Origin of the sequence: Streptomyces melanogenes, from assembly GCF_014649795.1 — a bacterium.
Classification (GTDB): Bacteria; Actinomycetota; Actinomycetes; order Streptomycetales; family Streptomycetaceae; genus Streptomyces; species Streptomyces noboritoensis.
This window is the reverse complement of record NZ_BMTS01000004.1, coordinates 229601-253843: the sequence shown is the minus strand read 5'-3', so window position 1 is coordinate 253843 and position 24243 is coordinate 229601. Positions and strand designations below refer to the sequence as shown.

General features: G+C 72.3%; 22 protein-coding genes. 9 read left to right on the top strand and 13 right to left on the bottom strand.

Annotated features, from left to right (window positions below; translation table 11 throughout):
* Positions 1–7: 7 nt before the first annotated feature.
* Together IE252_RS11145 and IE252_RS11140 are read right to left on the bottom strand one after the other, a co-directional pair.
* Complete coding sequence (locus IE252_RS11145; protein WP_190089191.1) at positions 8–1405, bottom strand: nitrosuccinate lyase; 1398 nt, start codon at positions 1403–1405, stop codon at positions 8–10.
* A complete protein-coding gene (locus tag IE252_RS11140) occupies positions 1402–3372 on the bottom strand; it encodes an FAD/NAD(P)-binding protein (RefSeq protein ID WP_190089190.1) in 1971 nt (656 codons plus the stop codon). The genes IE252_RS11145 and IE252_RS11140 overlap by 4 nt, the downstream gene beginning before the upstream one ends.
* Positions 3373–3715: 343 nt before the next feature.
* Here IE252_RS11140 and IE252_RS11135 point away from each other — a divergent pair, with 343 nt between their 5' ends.
* Positions 3716–4522 (top strand): maleate cis-trans isomerase family protein, encoded by an 807-nt coding sequence (locus tag IE252_RS11135; RefSeq protein WP_190089189.1) that lies wholly within the window; start codon positions 3716–3718, stop codon positions 4520–4522.
* 30 nt (positions 4523–4552) lie between these two features.
* Here IE252_RS11135 and IE252_RS11130 read toward each other — a convergent pair whose 3' ends face one another.
* Positions 4553–5527: an NADP-dependent oxidoreductase gene (locus IE252_RS11130; protein ID WP_229848209.1), complete on the bottom strand. Its 975-nt coding sequence runs from the start codon at positions 5525–5527 to the stop codon at positions 4553–4555.
* Positions 5528–5688: 161 nt separating this feature from the next.
* On the opposite strand from IE252_RS11130, the gene IE252_RS11125 reads away from it, so the two are divergent.
* Positions 5689–6054 carry a winged helix-turn-helix transcriptional regulator gene (locus tag IE252_RS11125; protein ID WP_190089188.1) on the top strand — a complete coding sequence of 122 codons (366 nt, stop codon included), beginning with the start codon at positions 5689–5691 and terminating at the stop codon, positions 6052–6054.
* 203 nt (positions 6055–6257) lie between these two features.
* On the top strand, positions 6258–6722 hold the full coding sequence (locus IE252_RS11120; RefSeq protein WP_190089187.1) for a hypothetical protein: 465 nt from the start codon (positions 6258–6260) through the stop codon (positions 6720–6722).
* Between the two features lie 89 nt (positions 6723–6811).
* On the opposite strand, the gene IE252_RS11115 is transcribed toward IE252_RS11120, so the two are convergent.
* Positions 6812–7195 carry a winged helix-turn-helix transcriptional regulator gene (locus IE252_RS11115; protein WP_190089186.1) on the bottom strand — a complete coding sequence of 128 codons (384 nt, stop codon included), beginning with the start codon at positions 7193–7195 and terminating at the stop codon, positions 6812–6814.
* Positions 7196–7257: 62 nt separating this feature from the next.
* On the opposite strand from IE252_RS11115, the gene IE252_RS11110 reads away from it, so the two are divergent.
* The 3 genes from IE252_RS11110 (at position 7258) to IE252_RS11100 (ending at position 9784) form a co-directional block, all read left to right on the top strand.
* Positions 7258–7950 (top strand): NAD(P)-dependent oxidoreductase, encoded by a 693-nt coding sequence (locus tag IE252_RS11110; protein WP_190089185.1) that lies wholly within the window; start codon positions 7258–7260, stop codon positions 7948–7950.
* Positions 7951–7996: 46 nt separating this feature from the next.
* Positions 7997–8848: an alpha/beta fold hydrolase gene (locus IE252_RS11105; RefSeq protein ID WP_190089184.1), complete on the top strand. Its 852-nt coding sequence runs from the start codon at positions 7997–7999 to the stop codon at positions 8846–8848.
* Positions 8849–8947: 99 nt separating this feature from the next.
* Complete coding sequence (locus IE252_RS11100) at positions 8948–9784, top strand: alpha/beta fold hydrolase (protein ID WP_190089183.1); 837 nt, start codon at positions 8948–8950, stop codon at positions 9782–9784.
* Positions 9785–9812: 28 nt separating this feature from the next.
* Here IE252_RS11100 and IE252_RS11095 read toward each other — a convergent pair whose 3' ends face one another.
* Positions 9813–10349 carry a GNAT family N-acetyltransferase gene (locus tag IE252_RS11095; RefSeq protein ID WP_190089182.1) on the bottom strand — a complete coding sequence of 179 codons (537 nt, stop codon included), beginning with the start codon at positions 10347–10349 and terminating at the stop codon, positions 9813–9815.
* A gap of 72 nt (positions 10350–10421) precedes the next feature.
* Positions 10422–11678 (bottom strand): ATP-grasp domain-containing protein, encoded by a 1257-nt coding sequence (locus IE252_RS11090; RefSeq protein ID WP_190089181.1) that lies wholly within the window; start codon positions 11676–11678, stop codon positions 10422–10424.
* A 332-nt stretch (positions 11679–12010) separates the two neighbouring features.
* On the opposite strand from IE252_RS11090, the gene IE252_RS11085 reads away from it, so the two are divergent.
* Complete coding sequence (locus IE252_RS11085) at positions 12011–13147, top strand: PP2C family protein-serine/threonine phosphatase (protein WP_190089180.1); 1137 nt, start codon at positions 12011–12013, stop codon at positions 13145–13147.
* Between the two features lie 25 nt (positions 13148–13172).
* On the opposite strand, the gene IE252_RS11080 is transcribed toward IE252_RS11085, so the two are convergent.
* The gene (locus IE252_RS11080; RefSeq protein WP_190089179.1) at positions 13173–14258 is read right to left on the bottom strand and encodes a glycosyltransferase; all 1086 of its coding nucleotides are present in this window, start codon (positions 14256–14258) and stop codon (positions 13173–13175) included.
* Positions 14259–14574: 316 nt separating this feature from the next.
* On the opposite strand from IE252_RS11080, the gene IE252_RS11075 reads away from it, so the two are divergent.
* Complete coding sequence (locus IE252_RS11075) at positions 14575–15522, top strand: hypothetical protein (protein WP_229848207.1); 948 nt, start codon at positions 14575–14577, stop codon at positions 15520–15522.
* 79 nt (positions 15523–15601) lie between these two features.
* Here the strand turns inward: IE252_RS11075 and IE252_RS11070 are convergent, their stop codons facing one another.
* The 4 genes from IE252_RS11070 to IE252_RS11055 all read right to left on the bottom strand — a co-directional run bounded on the left by IE252_RS11070 (position 15602) and on the right by IE252_RS11055 (position 19951).
* Positions 15602–15943, bottom strand: a complete 342-nt coding sequence (locus IE252_RS11070) for a hypothetical protein (RefSeq protein ID WP_190089178.1) — start codon at positions 15941–15943, stop codon at positions 15602–15604.
* 198 nt (positions 15944–16141) lie between these two features.
* On the bottom strand, positions 16142–16627 hold the full coding sequence (locus IE252_RS11065) for a lamin tail domain-containing protein (RefSeq protein ID WP_190089177.1): 486 nt from the start codon (positions 16625–16627) through the stop codon (positions 16142–16144).
* Between the two features lie 265 nt (positions 16628–16892).
* Positions 16893–17681 (bottom strand): class I SAM-dependent methyltransferase, encoded by a 789-nt coding sequence (locus IE252_RS11060; RefSeq protein ID WP_190089176.1) that lies wholly within the window; start codon positions 17679–17681, stop codon positions 16893–16895.
* A 128-nt stretch (positions 17682–17809) separates the two neighbouring features.
* A complete protein-coding gene (locus IE252_RS11055; protein WP_190089175.1) occupies positions 17810–19951 on the bottom strand; it encodes an FGLLP motif-containing membrane protein in 2142 nt (713 codons plus the stop codon).
* Between the two features lie 689 nt (positions 19952–20640).
* Here IE252_RS11055 and IE252_RS11050 point away from each other — a divergent pair.
* Positions 20641–21393: a hypothetical protein gene (locus IE252_RS11050; RefSeq protein ID WP_190089174.1), complete on the top strand. Its 753-nt coding sequence runs from the start codon at positions 20641–20643 to the stop codon at positions 21391–21393.
* A gap of 171 nt (positions 21394–21564) precedes the next feature.
* On the opposite strand, the gene IE252_RS11045 is transcribed toward IE252_RS11050, so the two are convergent.
* Entirely contained in the window at positions 21565–22818 is a 1254-nt protein-coding gene (locus tag IE252_RS11045) for a S1 family peptidase (RefSeq protein ID WP_190089173.1), read from the bottom strand.
* A gap of 213 nt (positions 22819–23031) precedes the next feature.
* Positions 23032–24150 (bottom strand): trypsin-like serine peptidase, encoded by a 1119-nt coding sequence (locus IE252_RS11040; protein ID WP_190089172.1) that lies wholly within the window; start codon positions 24148–24150, stop codon positions 23032–23034.
* Positions 24151–24243 lie beyond the last annotated feature (93 nt).

Sequence of the window (24243 nt, the reverse complement as noted above, 5' to 3'; positions counted from 1 at the left end):
GGTGCGGCTAGCGCACCGCCCGGTCCACGAGGGCCGCCGCCGCGCCGGTGTACCGGGCCGGGTCGCACAGCTCGGCCAGCTCCCCGGCGGTGAAGTGGCCGCTGAGCTCGTCGGACTCGGCGAGCACGTCCCCGAGCAGGCGGCCGGTTTGCTGTGCGGTGTGCGAGGCCCGGGTGAGTGCCTGCTTGGCCTCGGCCTTGCCGAGCTTGGGTGCCAGTACGGCGGCGATGCGCTCGGAGACGATCTGGCCGCCGGTCAGCGCCAGGTTCTCGGCCATCCGCTGCGGCCGCACCTCCAGCCCCTCGGCCAGTTCGACCAGGGTGTGGGTGGCGCCGCCGGTCAGCCGCAGGCACTCGCGCAGCAGCTGCCACTCCGCGTGCCAGGCCCCGGCGGAGCGCTCGTCCTCGGAGAGCATGCACTGGGTGACGCCCGCCGCGAGCACGGGCACCTGGAGCGCCGCGCTGCGCAGCAGCGTCGCGAGCACCGGGTTGCGCTTGTGCGGCATGGCCGAGGAGCTGCCGCGCCCGGTGACCGCGGGCTCGGCGACCTCCGCGACCTCGGTGCGGGTCAGCGACTGCACGTCCACCGCGATCTTGCCGAGGGCGGCGGCCGTGAAGGCGAGGGCGGCCGCCAGGTCGGCGATGGGCGTACGCAGGGTGTGCCAGGGCAGTTCGGCGGTGGCCAGGCCCGTCTCCTGCGCGAAGGTGTCGGTGAGGCGTGCCGCGTACGCGCCCGGGTCCAGAGGGCCCTCGCCGTCGAGGCGCGCGTACTCCAGATATCCGGCGAGCGTTCCGGCCGCCCCGCCCAGGGAGACGGGCAGCCCTCCCTCCAGGACGCGCTCCAGGCGCAGGTCCGCGTCGAGCAGCAGCTTGCGCCAGCCCGCGGCCTTCAGCCCGAACGTGGTGGGCACCGCGTGCAGGGCCAGGGTGCGGCCCGCCATGGTGGTGTCGCGGTGCTCCCGGGCGAGCCCGGCCAGGGCGTCGGCGGACCTGGCGAGGTCGGCGCGCATCAGCCGCAGCGCCCGCTGGGCGACCAGCATCGCGCCGGTGTCGAAGATGTCCTGGCTGGTGGAGCCGCGGTGCACATAGTGGGCGGCCGCCGGGTCCACGGCGGCGACGCGCTCGCTGAACGCCTGCACCAGACCCACCACCGGGTTGGCGGTCTCCCGCGCGGCCAGCGCCAGCTCCCTCAGGTCGAGGTGCTCGGCGCGGGCCTCGGCGCCGATGACCTCGGCGACCTTCTGCGGCAGGGTGCCGAGCCGGGCCTGCGCCCGGGCGAGGCCGGCCTCGGCGTCGAGCATCGCCTGCAGCCACGCCAGATCGCCGACGGCCTCCTCGACAGGGGTGCCCACGCGGACCGGCGAGAGCAGGCCGGAGTCGAGCAGGTTGTCGGGGCGGGCGGTCATACGAGTGCTCCTTGCAGATGGTCGGACGCGGCGACCGAGGTGGTGGGACGGGGTGCGAGGGCGAGCACCGCGCGGGCGATGGCGTCGGAGTCGGCCAGGGTCACCGAGTCCACCCCCGGCCGGATCCCGGCCGCGGTCACCCAGTGCACGGACTCCGTGGGCACACCGTAGGCGAACCGGCGCGGGTGCGCCCGGCCCCGGGCGTCGCGGACGCGGTAGGGGCGCTCGGCGACGGCGAGGCCGCCGGTCTCGTACCCGGTCCTGCTGCCCTCGATGGGCACCCGGTGGTTGACGGCCTGCCCGGTGGCGACCAGGTGCTGGAGCAGCGGGTCGGCGGCTCGCCGCAGATCCGCCTCGGGCAGCCGCGCCTCGATGAGTACGTGGGCCCGCACGGGCGGTCCGGGTACGGCCCGGGAGTGGGCGACGAAGGCGGGGTTGACCGTGTCGATGCGTATCTCGGTCTGCGGGCCGGTGAGTTCCAGGACGCCCGCCTCGATCAGCGCGATCATCTCCTCGATGCGCGAGGTGGGCGGGCCGATGGAGAGGAAGGCGTTCAACGGCGTGTACCAGCCGTCGAGTTCGTCGCGGTGCGAGTCGCCGTGCAGCCCGCTGTGGTCGACCGCGAGCCGGATCTCGTTGCGCAGGTCGCGCAGGACGTCCAGGGCGGACTTGAGCGGACCGCTGAGGTTGCCGTACTTGGCCTCGCGCACGTCGTCGCGCAGGTACTGGAGCAGCCAGTCGCGGAACGCGTCCCGGTCGCCGAACTCCTGGCCGTCGTACGGGCGCGAAAGGCGCTCCCAGCTCCAGCGCTCCGCCTCGGGGATGCCGGCCGCGTCCAGCAACGCGTTCTGCTCCTCGACGCTCTCGCAGACCAGGAAGCGGTCCACCAGGTCGGTGCGCTCGGCGTCGCGGCCGCGGGCGGTGAGCCAGGTGCCGTAGTAGACGCTCTCCACCTCGCGGGTGATCAGCGGCCACAACTCGTCGCGCAGACCGATCCGTTCGCCGTCGTCGGCCCGCTTGCGCAGGGTCTCGACGTGCTCGGGGGTGAGGAGGCGGGGGTAGTAGCGCTCCGAGGCGCCCTTCTCGTTCTCGCCGCGCGCGTGGTAGGGAACGCCCCGGCGGGAGGTGGCATACATCACCGGCTCCTGGCCCGAGGGCCGGTACACCAGACGGCCGTCGACGCGCTCGAAGGAGCCGCCGCGGCCCTGGGTGAGCAGGGTCATGTGGTCGAAGAAGTTGAGGCCGAGGCCGCGCAGCAGGACCGGCTCGCCCGCCTTGACCACGCTCAGGTCGAGGTCCGCGGGGTTGGCGGGCTGGAGGTAGCGCAGGCCGTGCACCCGGGCGAGGCTGGCGGTCCGCTCCTCGTGGGCGGTCGGCCGCACGGGAACGTGGCCCTGGGCGAGGATCACGGCGTCCAGACCACTGAGCCAGGTGCCGTCGGACAGGCCCACGGCCTGCTCGCAGTCGGCCTCGCCGTGGCTGTCCGTCACGGCTACGGCGCGCGAGCGGTGCACCTCGATCGTGACGTGCGCGGGGGCGCGCCGGACGACCTGCTGGAACATCGCGGAGAGGTAGCTGCCGTAGAAGGCGCGGGTGGGGTAGGTGTTCGGGCCCAGGTCACGGGCCTCGGCGAGGGTCTGCTCGTCGTGCCCGGCGCGCCCGCCGGACGCGGCGAGCTCGGCGGCCCACTCCTGGAGGGTGGGTCCGGGCTCGATGGGCCCCTCGATGCACGAGCTGGCGTCGGTGTGCACGGTGATCTGGGACGCCACCGTGTTCATCAGCAGCAGACGGGACTGGTCGGTGCGCCACACCGCACCCGCGCCGGGCTCGCACGGCTCGACGACGTGCACAGTCACCGAGGAGTGCGTCGGCTGCGCACGCTCGTTGGCACACAGCCGCTCCAGCACCGAGAGACCGCGCGGTCCGGCGCCGACTATGCACAGCGTCCTGGGCACGCCACTCCTCATACCAACACTCTCCTGTCGTCTTGACCGAGCGGTCCCGCGGGCGGTACGGAACGACTTCCGGGGAAAGGGGGCGGTTGGCTGCTGGTTGTCGTTCCTCACATCGGGAAGATAGCCGTGGTGAGGTTGTTCGATCCAAGGACACCGGTCAACTGCGGCATCATGCACAGGTGTTGATCGCGCGGCGCTCAACTCCTCGGAGAGCGAGAACCCGCAGGTCACAGCCGTCGCACCGGGCGCACCCGGATGGCGTCGGCGTGTCGCGCGGGCGGCCGCGGACCCGCACGATGGACAAGCGGAGGCAACCAGTCCGAAGAGGAACCGTCCGTGTGGAGGTGCGGGAGCGATGTGGCGACCTGATGGCTGGGACGTACGGGTGCGCGTCGGTGTGCTCACCCCGCACGGCGACGTGGGCCCCGAGTCGGAGTTCCGCGCGATGGCTCCGCCGGACGTGGGCGTGCACGCCGCCCGGGTGCCGTTCGGCGCCATGCGCCGGGGCGGCGCCATGGACTCCACGATCCCGCTGGCGCCCGTGCGGGCCTTCGCCGAGCCGCCGTACGTCGACGAGGCCGCGGCCCAGCTCGCCACCGCGCCCGTGGCGGCCATCGGCTACGCGTTCACCAGCTCCGCGTATGTGATCGGCGCGGACGCCGAGGCGGCGATGCTCGCGCGCCTCGCGGGCCGCGCGCACGGGCTGCCGGTGGTCGCCACCTGCGCCTCGACGGTGGAGGCCCTGCGCGCCGTGGGGGCCACCCGGATCTGCCTGGTCGATCCGCCGTGGTTCGACACCGGGCTCAACGACCTCGGCCGGGCCTACTACGAGGCCGCCGGACTCGACGTACGTTTCTCCGCGCCCTGCGACCTCCCCAGCGGGCAGGCCCTCATCCGGCCGGACGAGCTGCACGACTGGGTGGCCGGGCGTGTTCCTGATGAGGCGGAGGCCGTCGTCGTGGGAGGCAACGGCTTCCGGGCCGTGGGGATGGTGGAGACCCTCGAGAACACCCTCGGGCGGCCCGTACTGACAGCCAATCAGGTCCTGTTGTGGGCGGTGCTTCGGGCGGCCGGGAGCGACACCGCCGCGATCACCGGGTACGGGAGGCTGTTCACGTCGGACGCCCCGCCTCCGGCCGGAACCGGGGGCGGGGCGTCGTGACAGCGGGGCCGCACACCCCTCAGTGCTTCGTCACTCGGCGACCCGCAGGACGATCTTGCCCCGGGTGCGGCCCGAGGCCTGCTGCCGGTGGGCCTCGGCGGCCTGCTCCAGCGGCAGCACCGCCGCCACCTCGACCTTGATCGCGCCCGCGTCGATGAGACCGGCCAGGGTGGTCAGGGCCGTGCCGTCCGGCTCCACCAGGAACGGCCTGGCCCGCACACCGGCCGCGGCGGCCTTCCCGGCGAGCTCCTCCGACACACCGGAGGGGACGGCGACGAGCAGGCCGCCCGAGCGCAGCACGGCGAGGGAGCGCGTGCTGGTGCTGTCGATCTCGTCACCGACGAGGTCGACGACCAGGTCGACGTCGGAGAGCTCCTGCTCGAAGCGGGTGGCGGTGTAGTCGACGACCTCGTCGGCGCCGAGCTCCTTCAGCCAGGCGTGCTTGCCCGCGCTCGCGGTGGCGATGACGTGGGCCCCGAGGTGCTTGGCGATCTGCACGGCGAAGTGACCCACGCCACCCGCCGCCGCGTGGACCAGCACGCGCTGCCCGGGGCGCACATCGGCGGTGTCCACCAGGATCTGCCAGGCGGTGAGCGCGGCCAGCGGGACGGCCGCGGCCCCGTCGTGGTCCAGGGACGCGGGCTTGCGGGCGAACTGGCGGGCCGGAGCGGTGACGTACTCGGCGTGGCCGCCGGCGGCGCGGGGGAACCACGGCATGCCGTACACCTCGTCCCCCACCTCCAGGGTGTGCACGCCGAAGCCGATCTCCTCGACCACTCCGGAGACGTCCCACCCGAGGACGAACGGCGGCTCCCCGAGGACGCCCGCCATACCGTGGCCCTCCCGCGTCTTCACGTCGACCGGGTTGACCCCGGCGGAGACGACCCGGACCAGGACCTCGGTCGGCAGCGGGACGGGGCGCGGGGCCTCGGTGACCCGGAGGACCTCGGGGCCGCCGAAGGCGGACTGGGTGACGGCGCGCATCGTGGGGGCGGTGTGGGACATGGGTGACTCCTCGAATGCGGGGCGGCTGGGCCCTCGCGGTGAACGATGCGGCAAAGCTATGGGAGGGGTAGTAGTAACCTGCAAGGGCACCTACTATCTTTTGGATAGCGTCCCCCACCTGATCGCGCCCCCGGCGCGGAGGAAGCGCCGAGGAATCGCCCATGAGCAGGAACTGCACCACCGGCAGCCACGACAAGCACGACGTCTACGCGGCCCTGTGCCCCTGCCGGAACGTGCTGGAGCTCCTGGCCAACAAGTGGAGCGCGCTGGCGATCGGCGCCATGGAGGACGGTCCCGTACGGTTCGGGGCGCTGCAGCGTGTGCTCCAGGGCGTCAGCCCCAAGGTGCTCACCCAGACCCTGCGCCGCCTGGAGGAGGCGGGCCTCGTCTCCCGTACGGTCTACCCCGCCGTGCCCCCGCACGTCGAGTACGCCCTCACCGAGCTGGGCCACAGCGCGGCCGAGCCGCTGGCGCACATGCGCGAGTGGGCGGAGCGGAACGTGGATCTGCTCTACGCCGCGCAGTGAGCCCTCCGAGGTGACTCGTGTAGGGATCACTCGCCGTATGCACCCCTGACAGTTGATCCTGCCATTTCCGGTCGAAGAGGCACGGGAAACACGTCACCCGGGCCCGGAGCGGGTCCTTCCGGTGCGGCCGTGGTGTCAGAGTCCGAGTGCGGCGCCCGGTCCGGGCGCCCATGGATGAACTACCTGACCCAAGGAGTTTTCTCGTGGGGAAGAGAGTCACCACACTTCTGGCCACCGCCACCCTCGCCACCATGGCCCTCGTCGGGCAGGCGAGTGCGACACCCTCGCACCACACCCCGTCGCCCACCGCCGCCAAGTCGGCGTCGGCGCGGGTGGATTCGACCCAGATACGCTATGCACCCTTCACCCTCAACCACAACGAGTCGGTGAGCTCCGACACCGCTCGGCTGGTCATGCAGTCCGACGGCAACCTCGTCATCTACGACGAGTTCAACCGGGCCCGCTGGGCCTCGAACACCGTCGGCCGGGGCTGGACCGCCCGCTTCCAGACGGACGGCAACTTCGTCGTCTACACCCGCTCCAACCGCCCGGTGTGGGCCTCCAACACCGACGGCCGCCCGGGCTCGCGCCTCGCCGTCCAGGACGACGGCAACGTGGTCATCTACGACGGCAGCCGGGCCGTATGGGCGTCGGGCACCAACCACTGACGACCCGCCCCGGTAACCACTGAGCACCCGCATCCGGCAGGCCGGGCACGCGCGGGCCCGGCCTCGCCTTCGTACGTCCTCGCGTCCGGCTACCGGACCGTGTACTGCTCGCGGGCCTCCGTGACCTCGCTCAGGTGCGCCCGCGACCACGCGCAGGTGGCGTTGAGGGGATCGATCAACGACCGTCCGAGCGCGGTGAGTTCGTACTCGACGCGGGGCGGGTTCTCGTCGTACGCGGTACGGGTGAGGAAGCCGTCCCGCTCCATCGCGCGCAGGGTCTCGGTCAGCACCTTCGGGGTGATCCAGTGCAGTGGCACCCGCAGTTCGGAGAACCGGCGCGGGCCCTCCTCCAGACAGCGCAGGACCACACCGGTCCACTTGTCGCCGACGCGGAAGGGCACCAGACCACCCGCGCAGTCGGGGCGGTCGAAGAGGTCGGCGGGCAGCGGTGCGCGGGTGGGGCTGTCGTTCATGGTGGCGACGCTAGCCCAGTACCTTTGCGGTAACCAGGGGTGCCCGTCCTAGCGTTCCCCGCATGACAACGACGCACGCGGATTCCGCACACCCCGCCCACTCCTCCGACTCCCCCAAGCGCATCGCCGTCTTCGGCGCCGGCGGGCGGGTGGGCCGGGCCGTGGTGGCCGAGGCGGTGGCACGCGGGCACCTGGTGACGGCCGTCGTGCGCGACCCCGCGAAGTATCCCGGCCTCGGCTCCGACGCCGTGACCGTCGTACGGGGCGACGCCACCGACGCCGCCTCGGTGGCCGCCGCAGCGACCGGCCACGACGCGGCCGTGAACGCCTCGGTGCGCCTCGACGTGCCCTCCGAGGAGTACTTCGTCTCCGCCGCCGAGGCCCTGACCGGCGGCCTCAAGGCGGCCGGGGTGGGCCGGCTGGTGGTGCTGGGCATCGCCACGACGCTGGAGACGGCGCCGGGTGTACGGATCATGGACGCGCCGGAGTTCCCGGAGCAGTACCGGGTGTTCTCGCAGGGGCACGTGGCCGAGTTCGCGACGCTGGGCGCGGCCGGGCCCGAGCTCGACTGGCTGATGGTGGTGCCGCCCCTCGACCTGGACGCTCAGGGTCCGCGCACCGGCCGGTACCGCACGGCGGTCGGCACGGTCCTCGACGGCCCCGGGCACATCGCGCACCCCGACCTGGCGCTCGCCGTGCTGGACGAGATCGACGAGCCCGCGCACAGCCGGGTGCAGCTCGCGGTGGCGGACTGAGGGAACTCCCTTGCCGTGATCGTCGCGGGGCGGTGAGGATGGCGCCATGCCTGCCTTCACCGCCCCGGACGGAACCGAACTCGCCTACCACCTGCGCGGCGACGGCGAGCCGCTGCTCTGCATACCCGGCGGACCCATGCGCGCCTCCGCCTACCTCGGGGACCTCGGCGGCCTCGCGGCACACCGCCGACTGGTCCTGCTCGATCTGCGCGGGACCGGCGACTCGCAGGTTCCGGCCGACCCGGCGACGTACCGCGTCGACCGGCAGGTAGCGGACGTCGAAGCACTCCGCGACCATCTGGGGCTCGACCGCGTCGACCTGCTCGCGCACTCGGCGGGCGGCGACCTCGCCCTGCTGTACGCGGCCCGCCACCCGCACCGCGTCCGTACGCTCACCCTGATCACCGCCCGCGCACGGGCCCTCGGCGTCGACTTCACCGAGGACCACCGCCGGGAGGCGGCCGCCCTACGCGAGTCCGAGCCGTGGTTCGGGGGCGCGTACGAGGCGTACGAGCGGATCTGGGCCGGGTCCGACGCCGACGCCGACTGGGACGCCATCGCCCCCTTCTTCTACGGCCGTTGGGACGCGACCGCGCGGGCGCACGCCACGGCCGACGTGGAGCAGAGCAACTTCGAGGCGGCGGAGGAGTACGCGTCGTCCGGCGCCTTCTCCCCCGAAGCTGCCCGGGCCGTCATCGGGAAACTGGACGCTCCGGTCCTGCTGCTCGCGGGAGAGTTGGACAGCGGTCCGCTGCCCCGAGTCGCGGCCGACATCGCCGAGTTGATCCCGAAGGTCCAACTCACCGTCCAACCGGGCTCAGGACACTTCCCCTGGCTCGACGACCCGCAGGGTTTCACGCGGACGGTGACGGCGTTCCTCCAGGTGGGGGCGGTGTGACAACCCTCTTCCCGGGCAGGCGATGAGTTTCCGCTCCCGCACCGGTCTTCCCTCCGTCACCGCACCCGCGGACGACTCGGACGGAAGGGCACACCGCACATGACCACCACGCACACCCTCGACGTCCCCGGCGCGCGCCTGCACTACGAGGTGCGCGGCTCCGGGCCGCTGCTGCTCGTCATGGGGGCGCCGATGGACGCCGGGGCGTTCGCGCCGCTGGCCGACGCACTCGCGAGCGACCACACCGTCGTCACCCACGACCCGCGCGGCATCTCGGGCAGCACCCTCGACGACCCCGAGCAGGACTCCACCCCCGAGCTGCGTGCCGACGACGTCGCCGCCCTGCTCGACGCCCTCGGGGCCGAGACCGCCGACGTGTTCGGGAGCAGCGGCGGCGCGGTGACCGGGCTCGCCCTGGTCGCCCGGCACCCCGGGCGGGTGGGGACGCTCATCGCGCACGAGCCGCCCGTGATGGAACTGCTCCCGGACGCGGCCGAACAGCGCGCCGCGACCGAGGACATCATCCTGACGTTCCACCGCGAGGGGCAGCCCGCCGCGTGGCGGAAGTTCATGGCCAACGCGGGCTTCGACCAGCCCTCCGAACAGTACGACGGCGACGGCACCGATCAGGCCGAAGCCGCCCCGCCCGTCTTCGAGCCCTCGCCCCGGGACATCGCCAACGGTGTCCGCTTCTTCGCCCACGAGCTGCGCGGCACCGCCGCCTACATACCCGACATCGCCGCGCTGAAGGCCGCCCCGACCCGTACCGTCGTCGGCATCGGAGCCACCTCGGGCGCTCTGATCACCGCCCGCACCTCCATGGCCCTGGCCGAGCGGCTCGCGGTGCGGCCGGTCGAGTTCCCGGGCGACCACGGCGGCTTCCTCGGGCAGCCCGTGGAGTTCGCGGAGGTGGTACGGAGGGTGCTCAAGGGCTGATCAGCGCGGGGCGGATGCGGACGTCGCCTCACACACAGTCCGTCGACTCCTCCATCCAGTCGTCCGCCCAGTCCTCCGCCCACTCCACCGCGTAGTACTTCAGCCACTCGTCCTGGGCGACGAGGCTCATGCCCGCCGCGGTCATCACCCGCTGGGAGGCGATGTTGTCGTGGGACGTGTCGCCCTTGACGCGGGTGATGCCCTCGGCGCGGGCGAACAGCAGCAGGGCGCGCAGGGCTTCGGTGGCGTAGCCGTTGCCCTGCACCGCCGGGACCAGGCCGTAGCCGATCGTCACGGTTCCGTCGAGGTCGGGGGCGCCGTGGAAGCCGAGGCCGCCGATGGCGCGGCCGTCCTCGCGGCGGCGGATCTCGTACGCGCCGAACGGCTGCGGGTCGCCGGCGCTCTCGCACGTCTCCAGATAGCGCCGGGCCCCGGCCGTGTCGGCCTCGGTGGGATATCCGGGCGCCCAGTGCGCGTACCCGCCCGGCTCGTCCGCGGTCAGCGCGACGGCGTCCTCGACGCTCATCGGGTGGAGTACGAGCCGTGCTGTTACGAGGCATTCCATACCCGGTGGGATATCACCGGGTATGGCGCGCCGCAATCGGATTGTCCAAGAGGGGCGGCCCGATCCCGCCCGCTAGAGGAGTTCGCCGCGCGCGGCCGGTACGCGCGTGATGAACGCGAGTCCGTCGATCGCCTCCTGGGCGAGGGCGACCGCTTCCTCGGCGGTGTCGGCGTGGGCGCGGGCCCAGGCCAGCCGGGAGAAGCTGTTCTGCAGGCCGTTCAGTTCGGCGCCCGGTGTCCCCAGGACGTTGAGCGTGACCGCGTCGGGGCGCTCGGCGTCGGCGCCGGACACCTCGACGAGGGTTCCCTGGGCGGGGGCGCCCGCGAACCAGATGGCCTCGCTGCGGCCGGCCCGGTCCGCGTCGTCGAGCGTGGCACGGATTCCGGGCAGCACCTTCTCACCCAGGATCTGCTGGAGCTGCGACTCGATCAGGTCCACACCGGTCGCGTCGGTCACCATGTTCCAGAGTTCGTCGCCGCCGGTGCGCAGATGCGTCTCGATGACGCGCGGCCCGCGCTCGGTGAGGATGACCTCGGTGTGGGTGGGCCCGAACTCGACGCCCAGCGCGTCCAGGGTGGCGACGACGTGCCGGGTGACGGCCTCCGTCTCCTCGGGCTTCAGCGGCGCGGGCATCACATGCCCGAGCTCGACCAGGCTGACGGGGTCGGAGTACTTGCGGGTGATGGTGACGACCACGTGCTCGCCCCGCTCCGAGAAGGCCTCCACGCTGTACTGCGCACCCGCGAGGAACTCCTCGACGGTGGCCCGCGCATCGGGGCCCGTACCGCTGGCGCGCTCCAGTGCCGCCTCGGCCTCGGCGGCCCCGGCGATGACGGAGACACCCTTGCCGGCCGCGCCCGTGAGCGGTTTGACCACACAGGGGTAGCCGTGCGCCTCGGCGAAGGAGTGCAGTTGGGCGGGGCTCTCGACGACGGCGGAGGCCGTGGCCTCGACACCGGTCTCGGCGAGCCGCTGCCGCATCGCGTACTTGTTCATGACGAGTTCGACGATCTCGGGGGTGTGCGTGTCGAGACCGAGGGCCTGGGCGACCAGGGCGGCCTGCGGCCGGCAGTCGTCGTAGAAGGAGCCGATCCGGGTCACCGGGTCGACGGCGTCGATGGACCGGGCCATCGCGATCCACTCCTCGTCGGAGGCCTCCGGGCCCAGGACGACGATCCGGCTGTGCTCCTCGATGTCGTCCGTCTTCGCGAGGTGTTCGGGCCAGCACATGACGGACGTGGTGACCTTCTGTCCGGCCGTCTCGCCGAACGCGCGCATGCGGGCCGGTATGTCGTACCCGACGCCGAACACCAACACGTGCTCCGTCACGGCACCCCCTCTCCTCGGTGATCTTTGATGTAGCAATATCAACTGTCAAGGTCCGTACGCCATTTCACGCACGGGGAAACGACGGCAAGGAGGAATCAGGCCGAGCCGGGCCGCCGCACCGGAGGCCGACGGCCGAACCTTGCGGGCCGTAGTGCCCCGCCCCCCTGCCGCCGATGTACGTATCCACCCCTCCGGCGTCCGAACCCACCCGCCACGGACGGCCCGCGCCCGACCCCTCACACCCGCTACGCCCACCTGTCCGTCGCAGGACTTCACCTCCGTGTCGGCCGGGCTTGGGGGATGCGGGCCGGGGTGCGGTGTAAGCAGGAGTCATGGATCTTCGGGCACTGAACGCGCGGCGCCACCCGTACCACCGACTGCGCCACGCGCTGCTCGCGGCGCCGATCGCGCTGATCGCGCTCGTCACGGTGGGCGACGTCCTGGCTCCGTCCGACGTCCACCTCGGGCCGTTCCTGGTGGCCGCGCCCGCCCTCACCGCCTCCTTCGCCGGGCCCCGCATCACGGGGTTCATCGGTGCGGTCGCCGTACTCGCGCAGGTCGTGGTGGCGATGGTGCGCAGCAGCGCCACCGACCTCAACCACACGGTCCAGATCGTCTCGCTGATCCTGATCTCGGTGTTCGTGACGCTCTTCGCCCATCTGCGCGAGGTGCGCGAGAAGGAGCTCGTCCAGCTGCGCTCGGTGGCCGAGGCCGCCCAGCAGGTGGTGCTGCGGCCGCTGAGGGAGCGGATCGGCCCGCTGCGCATGGCGTCGGTGTACCTGGCGGCGGAGGCGGAGGCACAGATCGGCGGCGACCTCTACGCCGCCGCCCGCACCCCCCACGGGACCCGGCTGCTCATCGGTGACGTACGCGGCAAGGGCCTGGAGGCCGTGGGGGACGCGGCCGTCGTCCTGGGCGCCTTCCGGGCCTCGGCCCACCAGGAGGCCGAACTGTCCGGCCTCGTGGCCTATCTCGAAGGCGCGGTCGTCCCGGACCTGCAGGACGCGTGCGTCGAGGACGCCGACGGCGTCGACGACCCGGGCGAGGCGTTCATCACCGCGGCCGTGCTCGACGTGCCCGACGACCGCCAGACGCTCGGCCTGGTCAACTGCGGACACCCGCCGCCGCTGCTCCTGCGCGGCGGCCGGGTCATCCGCCTCGACGTGACCCATCCGGCCCCGCCGCTGGGCCTCTCCGAGCTCGTGGAGCCCGGTCTCGCGGCGCAGACGTTCGCCGCGGAGACCTTCGCGTTCGAGGCGGGCGACATCATGCTGCTCTACACGGACGGCGTCATCGAGGCCCGCGACGACACGGGAACGTTCTACCCCTTGGCGGAACGCCTGGCCGCCTGGCAGGGCACGAACCCCCGCGCCCTGCTCAGCCACCTCTGCGACGACCTGCTCAGCCATGCGGCGGGGCACTGCCTGGGGGACGACGCCGCGATGGTGGCGATCGAGCGGTTGGGGTGAGGCGGGCGGTTGGGGTGAGGCGGGCTCACGAAGCGGGCACGGCCGCACCCGCCCCACGCCCCGCCGCCGCGCCCGCCAGCTGCTCCTCGGCGAACCGGCGGTTGGCCAGGGTCTGCTTGCGGTAGGGCTCGGGCAGGTCCGACAGCGCGAGGAGCCGGTCGCAGGCCCGCAGGGAAGCCGCGAAGTCACCGGTCCAGTACGCCGTGATGGAGAACTCGAACAGCAGCCCCCACCGGTACACCCAGGGCTGGGTGAACAGGAGGTCCTCCGGCGCGGTGCGGTCCAGACCCGCACCGGCGATCGCGTGCGCCGACTGGTGACGGCCCATCGTGCGCAGCCTCGACGCCAGCTCGTAGCAGGCCTCCAGACGCTCCGGGCGGACCTCCCAGGCCCGTACGAGGGCGTCCATCGCGGACGGCCAGTCACCGCTCTCCGCGCGCAGGACACCCACCTGGAGCAGTGAGTAGTAGACCTCCTCCACCCAGCCGCCCATCTCGGCGCGGCGCTGGTAGAGACCGATGGCCTCGTCGGTCCTGCCCATGTCGCGCATGGTCTGGGCCAGGTAGAAGACGGTGCGGTGGTTCTCCGGGTCGCGGTCCAGCTCGGCGCCGAGCAGCCGTGCGTCGCGTTCGAACTTGTCGTGGCGCGACCCGCCGTCGGCGAAGTCGAGGATCGTCAGCGCGTCGAGGTTCTCCTGGCCGGTCGCCCGGTCGCAGGTGAGGTACTCGTGGGTGACGCCCTCGTAGTACCAGGCGAAATCGGCGCGGACCAGGCGCTTGATGCGGTACGAGGTGTCGCCCTCGTGGCGCAGCATGTACGCGTGCGCGGTGAGGTCCGGGAGCGGGCCGTCCTGGCGGATCACCAGGTCCGCGTCGAGGAGCAGCAGGTAGTCGGCCTTGTTCCGGGCGTGCGAGATGTTCAGGGTGCGGTTGTGGCCGAAGTTCACCCAGGGCTCTTCCCTCAGCTCGCCCGGGACGCCGTCGAGGGCGGCCCGGATCAGGTCCTGCGTGCCGTCGGTGGACCCCGTGTCGGAGATGACCCAGGTGTCGATCAGGTCGCGTACGGAGGCGAGACAGCGCTCGATGACCCGCGCCTCGTTCTTGACGATCATGCAGAGACAAATGGACGGCTTCACGGCATCACCCACCCGTTTCGGTGCGTCGTTCGAACAGCGGCCCACTGTGACACCCAGGCGTCGGCCGCCGGCGTCACCCACGCCGGAGCGGGGGGAAGGGTCGCCCGTTCTGGCGTACGCGGGTGCCCGCGCGGCAGCGCCCAGCTGAGCCATCGGAGTGGTTTCACTACTCCGAACCGCTTACCCACCTGCGTGTTCTGCGGCACCGGGGCGAACGAACCCCTTCCGAACGGGGATGCCTTCGAATGCGTTCGTGGAACGCACCAGACCTTTCCGAAGAGGGAGCAAGTAAGTGAATTCTGACTACAGGTCGGGGTCACGGCTCGGTCCGCTGCCCCGGCGTGGCAAGTGGCTCGCCGGAAGCGCCGTCGCGTCGCTCACCCTTGTGCTGGCCGGTGCGGCCGGACCGGCGGCGGCTGCCGCGCCTCAGGGCGTGGGCACCCGGGTCGCGTACGGCGAAGAAGACGAAAGAGGCGGGGACGACGACCACTGCCGGCCCCCGCACTGGCCCGACGCGAAGTCCGTGCGCCCCGCCATGGGCGGCGACGACGACCACTGCCAGCAGGGCCCGCCCGGACCGCAGGGCCCGAAGGGACCGCCCGGACCGACGGGGCCCAAGGGAGCGACCGGACCGACGGGCCCCACCGGCCCGACAGGACCCACGGGCCCCACCGGCCCGACAGGACCCACGGGTCCCACCGGCGCGACCGGAGCCACGGGCGCCACGGGGGCCACTGGCCACACCGGCGCGACAGGAGCCACAGGCGCCACGGGCGCAACGGGTGCGACAGGAGCCACGGGCGCGACGGGCGCGACAGGAGCTACTGGTGCCACGGGCGCGACTGGAGCCACAGGGGCGACCGGAGCCACCGGCCCGGCCTCGTGCTACGAGATCGACAGCAACGCCCCGTCGAGCACCGAGACCTTCAACGCGGCGCTCATCAACGGCAAGGCGTTCGCCGGTCGGCAGGCGACACCGGGAGGTGCGGTCGTCTGGACCGATCTGACCAACGCCGACAACCCGAACTACCCCGCCAACGTCTGCGGGATCGCCATCGATTCGCACGGCAACGACAGCTGGGTCAAGGTGGTCACCACAGCTGGCACTGTCTGGCAGACCCACGGCGACACCAACGGCACGACCTTCACCTGGGACGAGGGCTGGACCCAGCTCGCCACGCCGATGGCGGGCACGCTCCGCGCCGCACCGCCCAACGCAGGAAGGCCCGAAACCTCCTGAGTTCACGAGGGAGGCCCCCGCGCGTGCCGTTGTCCGGCGGCACGAGCGGGGTCTCCCCGTCAGGACCGGAGCCGTCGACTCACGGCTTGACGTTGACGACCTTCATCTCCAGCGGGTAGCCGGACGTACCGCAGTTGAGCGTCGACGCCTTCTCCTGGCCGAGCTTGCGGTAGCCCTGGTCCCCCTTGTACGGGCCGTTCACCCGGCCGGGACCGGCGCACTTGGCCTGTACGTACCAGGTGCCGTTGCCGTGCGAACACCAGCCCACGGCCACATGGTCGTTGGTGTGCGAGACGTACGCGCTGCACCCCGTCGGCCCGACCGCCGCGTTCGCCGTCGGAGCGACGCCCAGCATCACACCGGCCGCCAGCAGACCCACCGCCGAAGCCATGCCGCCCAGCTTCTTCGTCCTGTCGTTCACGTGCTCTCCATCCGCAAAGATGTTCAGCTTGAGCGAGCGAGGCTAGTGCGCTTGAGGTGAACTCGCGTCCTACTGGAAGACGATGACAAAGCGCGGCGCGCCCGGCGGCCGGTGGGGCCGCGGACGCGCCGCGCGATGGTGCTGGGTGGTGCCGGGCGGTGACCGGCCCCTGTACCCGGGGCCGGTCACCGACGCGGGTCAGTGGTGCCGGTGTCCACCGTGGTGGCTGCGCCCCCACATGGCGGTGTCGAGGATCCGGCCGTTGTCGTTGCGCAGGGTCGCGGTGTCGCGGTGGTTGTCCCAGACGTAGTTGTGGCGGTCCTGGTAGACGTCGCTGCCGCTGTCACGGCCGACGCCCGTGTGGACCTTGACCGCCGAGTGGCCCTCCAGACGCAGGGTGTGGAAGCGGTAGCGGGCGCCGTCGCTCGCGGTGAGGGTGAAGCCGCGCAGGTTCACTGCGTGGCGACCGGTGTTCATGACCTCCACCCACTCGTTGTTGAGGCTGCGGTTCGAGTGGTCGTCGCGGCCGGGGCTGTTGTACTGCACCTTGCCGATGACCACGGTGTCGCGGGGAGCGTGCCGGTGGTGGCCGTCCGCCGCGGCGGGCAGGGCCGCGGCGCCGATCAGGGTGCCGGCGGCGAGGACGGTGGCGAAGATACGGCGGCTGGTGCGCGAAGCAGACATGTGCGTGCTCTCTCAAGGACAAGCCCCGGTGCGGGCCTTGAACGGGCCGGTGACGGGGCGGGCCAGGTTCCCGGCTGGTGCCGAGGACCCACACTCTGGCCCGCCGCGGCGATCGGAACCCGTCGACCCGACGCGCTTTACGAATTCAGGACATTTCCGTAACCAGCACTTATGTCAACTCCCGGTGTACGTACGCCTCCCACCCGGATGCGCGGCCCCTTCGTAACAGCACCGCACACCACGGGTCGTGTCGAACCGCCCGGCGTCAACGCTTGACCGCGGTGGTTACCACCAGCGGCGGCCGCAGCCGCTCGGCGGACCAGTCGCGGCCGCGCACATGCTCCGGGTCGGCCACCCCCACCGCCTCGTCGGGCGTCGGATGGTGCTGTGCCACAGCGGCGAAGCCCACTCGTTCCAGCAACGGCGGGAACGCCTCCACCGGCCACGCGTGGTTCCGCACGGACTGCCACGTCCCGTCCGTACGGCGCAGTCGTACAGGCATGGGCTCGCCCGGGCCGTACGTCACACCCGGCTCGCCCACCCGCAGCGACGCGTACTCGATGCCCGCGCAGGCGGGGTCGGTGGTCAGCACCGCGAACCGCGCCCCGGGCCGGAGCAGTCGGTGGATCTCGGTGAACACCTCCAGCACCGTCCGCTCGTCGGGCAGCGACGCCAGCACGTGGTTGCACATCGCCGCGTCCGCGCAGGCGTCCGGCAGTCCGTCCACCCGGCCGTCCGCGACCAGGTGGTACTCGGCTCCGGGCGGGCCCTCCTTCCGGGCCAGCGCGAGCATGTCCGGGGAGGCGTCCACCCCGATGACCCGCATCCCGAGCGCCCGGGCCGCGTGTGCGGCGACGCGGCCCGGCCCGCAGCCGAAGTCGAGGAGCGCCCCGTCCGCCCCGGCCAGCGCCTTGAACACGAACGGGTAGCCGAGCAGCCAGTCGGTGCCCGCCTCCACCGCCGCGAACGCCTCCGCACCCTCGTGCCCGGACCAGGCGCGCCCCGCTTCCGGGGACGGCGGCTCGGCCGGTCCACCCGTTCGATCCTGCGGCATCGCTGCGTCCCGTCTCTCGTATACGTACACGGCACAGGGCTCCCATCATCGACGCCGACCCCACACCGCGCACACCGCCGCTCCGGTGACGGCGAGCACCAGCGGGAAGTGCCCGCCGCGCACCACGCTCAGCCCACCGCCGCCGCCCTGCGTTCCAGCCTCGCCACGTGCCTGCGCAGGCCCAGCGAGAACACCCACGCCGCCACGAACAGGCCGGTGGCGATGGCCAGGGTGCACCAGCGCAGGTCCTTCGAGACCACGAACCCCGGGCCGAAGCCGGGGTGCACGGAGTGCAGCAGGACGTGGAAGAACAGGGTCAGGGCGAGCAGATACAGCGCGTACCACGCCGGTTTGCTCCAGCTCTTCAGGGCGTGGCCGTCCATGCCGGAGAGCGGCAGCATCCCGAACACCACGACCTCTATGCCGCCGACGACCATCAGACCGACGGTGTACGCGAGCACGTTCTGGAAGGTGCCGGCCCCGGCCGTGCGGCCCGACTCGATCAGCGGTGTGCCGAGGACCCACACCAGCAGTGCGGCACTCAGGACGCAGATGCCGCCGACCAGCACCGCCTGCCCCTTCGGCATGGCGTTGCGCGAACCGGGAGGCACGGCGCCGAGCACCACATAGACCGCCACCAGGCCGTAGACGTACGGGACCGGGAACGCCAGGCCGCGCGAGAGCGCCGCCATCAGCGCCGCGAGGAGCAGCCCCGCGGGAACCACCCGCAACTCGGCCCGTACACCGCCCCGCCCGGGGCGCAGCAGCGAGTCCTTCGTCTTCTCGTACGTCACCAGGATCAGCAGGGTGCCGACCGCCGCTCCCAGCGCCTTCCCCACGGTGGGCGCACTCCAGTGGGTCGTGGCGTCGGCCCAGACGACGAGCGCTCCGCCGAGCAGGGCGAAGGCACCCATCCGCAGCCAGCCCGGCAGTGCGGCGCTCCGCAGCGCCGCCCGTCCCGCGCGGCGCCGGTGCCACCAACGGCTCAGCGCGTTGTCCGCCAGCTGCGAGGGGAACGCCTTCTCCAGCAGCAGCACGAGCAGCAGGAACCAGACCGCCATCCCCACCGATCCCGCGATGTCCTTGAGCGCCCAGGACACTTCCGCCGGGGTGCGCATACTGCCCACCAGCCCGGCCGGACGGTCATGGCCACCGACCTGCTCCGGGGGCGCGCTCGCCGTAGGGCTCGGGTCGGGGTCGGGCGTGCCAAGCACATCGTCCGAGGAGGTCGGGCTGGGGCCCGGTGTGCCGGAGGGGGACGGGGTCGGAGTGGGCGGTGTGAACCCCGGCAGCTCGGGCCTGGGCAGGACGCCGGTGCTGCCCTCGGAGTGGTGCTCGACCGGTGAGCCCTGGGGCAGGAAGAACGCCGTGAACGGCTCGGGCGGGAGGTCGATGGTCCCCGCCTGCTCCACCGCGCGCCCGGGACAGTCGAGGTCCACCGGCTGGTGGCCCTTCATATCCGGGGGAATGAAGGCGTGGAGGTCGATGAACCTCCAGTGGCCAGGCTCGGCGTCGCCCTTGTACGAGTCGGCGTCCAGCCACGGGTCGAGCGGGCCCTTGCCGCCGACCAGGATCCTGCCCCAAGTGCAGACGGCCGGGTAGTCGGTCAGGTGGATGGTGATCTCGTACTTCCCCGTCGGCGGCGGGGTGATGGCCGGTCGGGTCACCGTGAAGGTCTGCGAGGCCTCGACGTTCACGATGGCCACCGCCGGAGCCGTTCCCACGCCCCTGGCGCCCACGGGCGCCGCTTCGCAGGTCGCCGTCACCTTGTACGTACCGGCCCCGGCACCGGCCGGTACGGCGAAGGAGGCGGACAGTTTGCCGTCCGTCCCGGGCGTAACGCCCGTCCCCGGCAGGTCGGCCCCGTCCCACAGCAGGCGGGCGGGTCCTCGGCACAGGAACCCCTCGCCGGAGACGCCCACGTTGGTCTCGGGCGGCCCGGAAGCGCGCGAGAGGGTGAGGGTCGGGGTGGGCGGTTGTACCACCTTGGCCGCCACCACTTCATAGGAGTCCGAGTCGGTCACGGAAGGGCGCGCGTCACAGGTCGCGACCACCTCGTACACACCCGGAGGCGCCTTCTCGGGCACCTTGATCGGGTGCGAGAACGAGCCTGACGGGTCGGTCCGTACAGTGGTCGGTACCAGTAGCTCGCCGGTCAGCGTGAGCGAACCCGCCTCCCTGCCGTCGTCTTCGCCCGACCCGCAGTCGAAGTGCTCGCCGGACACGACCAGCCGCGTGCCCTGCTCCACCTTCTCGGGAACCGACAGCACGGGAGTCACGTGAGGGCGGGTCGGATGGGTGGTAGGGCTGGTAGGCGTGGTCGGGGTGGGCTTGGTCGGCTCCACCGTGGGCTTGGTCGGCGACGGAGTCGGCTCCGACGGCTTGGACACCGATGGGCTGGGGTGCTCCGGATCCGGTGGTGCCGAAGGCGACTTCGAAGGGGGCGGTTTCTCCTTGGACTTGGACGGTGCCGGGCCCGAGGCGGAGGGCGACGGGCCGGGCGACAACGGTGGCCCGGCCTCCGCACTCCTCCCCTGCGCACGGCCCGGCATCCCCGCCGCGAAGCTCGGCGCCGCCGTGCCCGCGAGCAGCACCACCGTCAGCAGCGTTGTCAGTACCACCACCGGTAACCCGTGCGTCTTCCGCCTGCGTCCCACAGTGTCCCCCTCGTAACCGCACGGCCTCCCCAGGCCGTCCCCGTTCGGGTGCACTTGTTTGACGTCCCGGCCCCACGCCTTCGTTTCCCCCGTGGGTACGGCGTACGGGAGCGCACGGCGGAAAAGGGCACGCTCCGCGCGCCCCTGTGGCCGACACCCACCGCCAAACCCCCACCGCGAACCGACGGTTTGTGGCCCCTGGTGTCTCCAACGTGTGAATCTTGTGCGCACTCACCTGTGCTGTTGCCGCAGAGATGGGTAGCATCCGGCGGCAACATCCAGCACGAGGAAAGCGAATTCTCATGGCGGACGAGCCGGACTTCACCACACTCAAGGACCAGTACGCGGCGCGTGTCACCGCCGACCTGGAAGCCAACCAGCAGGACCAGTCACGTATCCGCGCCGAACTCGACACACTCAAGGACCAGCTCGAGTCCCTGGAGCGGGACCACGGCCTGCTGCAAACCATGCAGCACACCCTCGGCACCACCGCCGCCGCGGCGGCCCAGGCGCAGACGGCGCCGCGCAAGCGCACCGCCAAGGCACAGCCCCCGGCCAAGACACCGGCCCCCGCCGCAGCAGCCGCCCCCGCGGCCACACCCACCGTCGCGGCGGTGCCCAAGCCCCGTAAGCCCCAGGCGGAGAAGCCGGAGGCCAAGGCGGCCCGGACGACGAAGACGGCCACCAGCCCCAAGAAGGCTGCCGCACCGGCCAAGAAGCCGGCCCGCAAGAGCACGGAAAGCAGTGGCCCCACCCTGCGTGAGCTGGTGCTCGGCCTGTTCGCGGACCACCAGGAGCCGCGTACGGTCGCCGACATCCTCACCGAACTGACAACCACTCACCCCGACCGCACGACCAGCCCTCAGGTGGTCCGCAACACGCTCGAAGCACTCGTCGCCAAGGGCGAGTTGGAGCGCGAGCGCAAGCAGGGCTCCGTCTTCTACACGGCACACCGCAACCCGGCGTCCGCCGAGAAGACCGAGACACCCACCGCAGACGCGGAAGCCGTGGACGCCCCCGCCACGGCTCCCGCACCCGCTCCCGCGACCGTCTGACGGGACCGCGCCCCCACCGCGCCGTGGCCACCCGGGTGCCGAGGCACCTTCAGCGGGTGGCCACGTCCGTGGGAAGAACCCGGCCGCCGTCTGTCGACAGAACGGCCGCCGGGTTGTTCTCAGTTCCCAGTTCTCACTTCTGAGCGAACCTCCGTTCTCGGCGAACCGCTCTCACTGGCGGCCGTAGCCGGGTGCGGGCTCCATCGAGATCACGCCGTTCCCCGGCTGTCCCGAACCGTCCGCACCACCCGACGCATCCGCGCCACCGGAAGCACCCGCGTCACCCATACCGCCGGTGTCGCCCGCACCACCGTCTCCGCCCGAGCCACCGGATCCCTGACCACCCTCACCGATCGTCGCGCCCACCGCCGCGAGGGCGGTCGTGACGGGCTGGAAGAACGTCTCGCCGCCGGCCTTGCAGTTGCCGCTGCCACCGGAGGTGAGCCCGACCGCGCCGCCGTCGGCGGTGAACAGGGAGCCACCGCTGTCGCCCGGCTCGGCGCAGACGTCGGTCTGGATCAATCCGGTGACCGTACCCTCGGGGTAGTTCACCGTGGCGTCGAGGCCGGTGACCTTGCCGTCGTGCAGACCGGTCGTGCTGCCCATGCGCAGGACGCGCTCGCCCACGGACGCGTCGGCCGCCCCGGTGATCTGGACCAGCTTGCCCTGCCCCGTGTCAACCGCGCTCGGGGCCTGCGTCGCGGCGTCGTCGTACGTCAGCAGGGAGAAGTCGCCGCTGCCGGGGAAGGTCGCCTTCTGGACGGTGGCGGCGGGCGCCCCGTTCGCGCTGAGCGACCACTTCTTGGCCGCGGCACCGCAGTGGCCCGCGGTGATGAACCCCGGTTTGCCGTCCTGGGTGGTGACGTTGAAGCCGAGGGAGCAGCGTGCGCCGCCGCCGAATATCGCGTCACCGCCTTCGCTGAACGCCTTGAACTGTCCGGCGGACTTCTGGATCCGGGCGGTGTCCGCGCCGAGGGCCCTGACGGCCTTCTCCAGTCTGGTCCACTGCGCCCCCTTCACCGTCCGGTCCGCCGAGACCACGATGCGGTTGGTCCGGGGGTCGACGGCCCAGGCGGTGCCCGGGATCGTCGCCGTACGGGCGAGGGTGTGGGCCGCCGAGCGCAGTTCGGCCGCACTGTTGCGGACCGCGCGCGGCACCGCCCCGGCCTTCTTCACCCGCTCGTTCGCGTTGCTGTCGTTACCGGCGACGTTCACGACGACCTGCTGCTTGGCGGCGTCGTAGTACGACCCCGCGAAGGCGTCGCCGAGCTGCTGGGCCAGGCCTCGCACCACGGCTGCCGCCGAGGCCGCGTTCGCCTTCCCGGCCGCTGCCCCGGACGGGGCCTCGGGCTGCGCCTGTGACGCGTTCGCACGTGGGAGCAGTACGGCCGCCGCGATGAGGCCCGCGGCCCCCGCTCCTGCCATTACGGCCCGCCGCTTGGGTATGCGCCTGTGAGTCAACTCGCCGCCTCCTGGGATGTGTTCCGTAGCCGATCGGAATCGGCGGAAGGTGTGCAGTCCTAGGTACGGATGAGACGGGTGTGGTGTTCACCATGATTGCGAAAGAACATTTTTGAAGGTTGGTCAGCAAAGGTGAGCGCTGCCCATCCGCCCCCGGGGAAAGGACCCGACGACCCGTCAACTACCGGCGAACCGACGGCTTACCTCCGTCAGTACGCGCCGCGCGTCCGCACCCAGATGCGGCCCCGCCAACCAGGCGGCCGGGCGGGAGCCGAGTGAGGTGTTGGAGACGAGGACCAGTGCGCCGTCGCCCCGGCGCACCAGCCAGCCGCCGCCGGAGGAGCCCTCGGTCATGGTGCAGCCCATGCGGTACATGTCGGGCTGGTCGGCGGCGACGGAGAACGAGCCGGGCCGGTCGGCGCAGTGGAAGAGGGCCGAGCCGTCGAACGGGCGGCCCGCCGGATACCCCACGATGTCGACCAGGCCCCGGGAGCCGGAGAGTTCGGCGTCGAAGGCCACGTCCGCCGCCGCCCCGACGGTCTCCTCCAGCGACCGCGTAGCACCGGCCGCCTGCCGTACATGGAGCACCGCGAAGTCGAAGGCCGCGCCCGCCCCCGCGTTGGAGGTGCCGTGGTCGATCCACTGCTGGGAGGTCTGCGCCCAGTCGGCCCACCAGATCCCCAGGGGCGCCGCACTCCCGCGCCCACCCGCTCCACTCTTGTCGAACCCGGGTGCGAAGACGATGTTCCTCAGCCACCCGCCGTCCTTGCCCGAGTGGACGCAGTGCCCGGCGGTCCACACCAGGTTGGACCGGCCCGGGTGGGCGGGATCACGCACCACCGTGCCGGAGCAGGCGGCGGGCCCCTTGGGAGTGTCGAAGAACAGCCGCCCGGCCGTGGGCGCGTTCTCGCCGTACGGGCGGGCGACGGGCCGCGCGTCCACGGCGTCCGGCTCGGGGTCGGAGACGCCCCGGGGCATCTCGCTGCCGTCGAAGGACCGCTCACCCTCGGCGGCTCCGGCCATCCGCTCCGGCCCCCACAGCCCGTCGACCACGGGGTTGACGAAGTCCGCCGCGCCCCGCAGCCAGCGGTTCCAGTCCTGCCAGCCGCCCGGGGTCCGCCCCGGGTCGGCGCGCCGGGCGGCCCCGGCCGGATCGCTGGAGCCGATCGGGCCGGAACCGCCGTGCGGCCCCGTGGAGTTCTTGGTGACGGTGAACGCGAGTCCGCCCGCCACCACGGCGACGAGCAACCATGCGGCCGTCCCCCGGAGGCGACGGCGAAGACGGCGAAAAGGCACGGGCTCCTCCTCGGGCGCGGCACGCTACTGACCGGTTGATACGGCGCCGCGCCCCCGGGCGTTCAGTCGCGCGGCTGTTACCGCGCGACACAG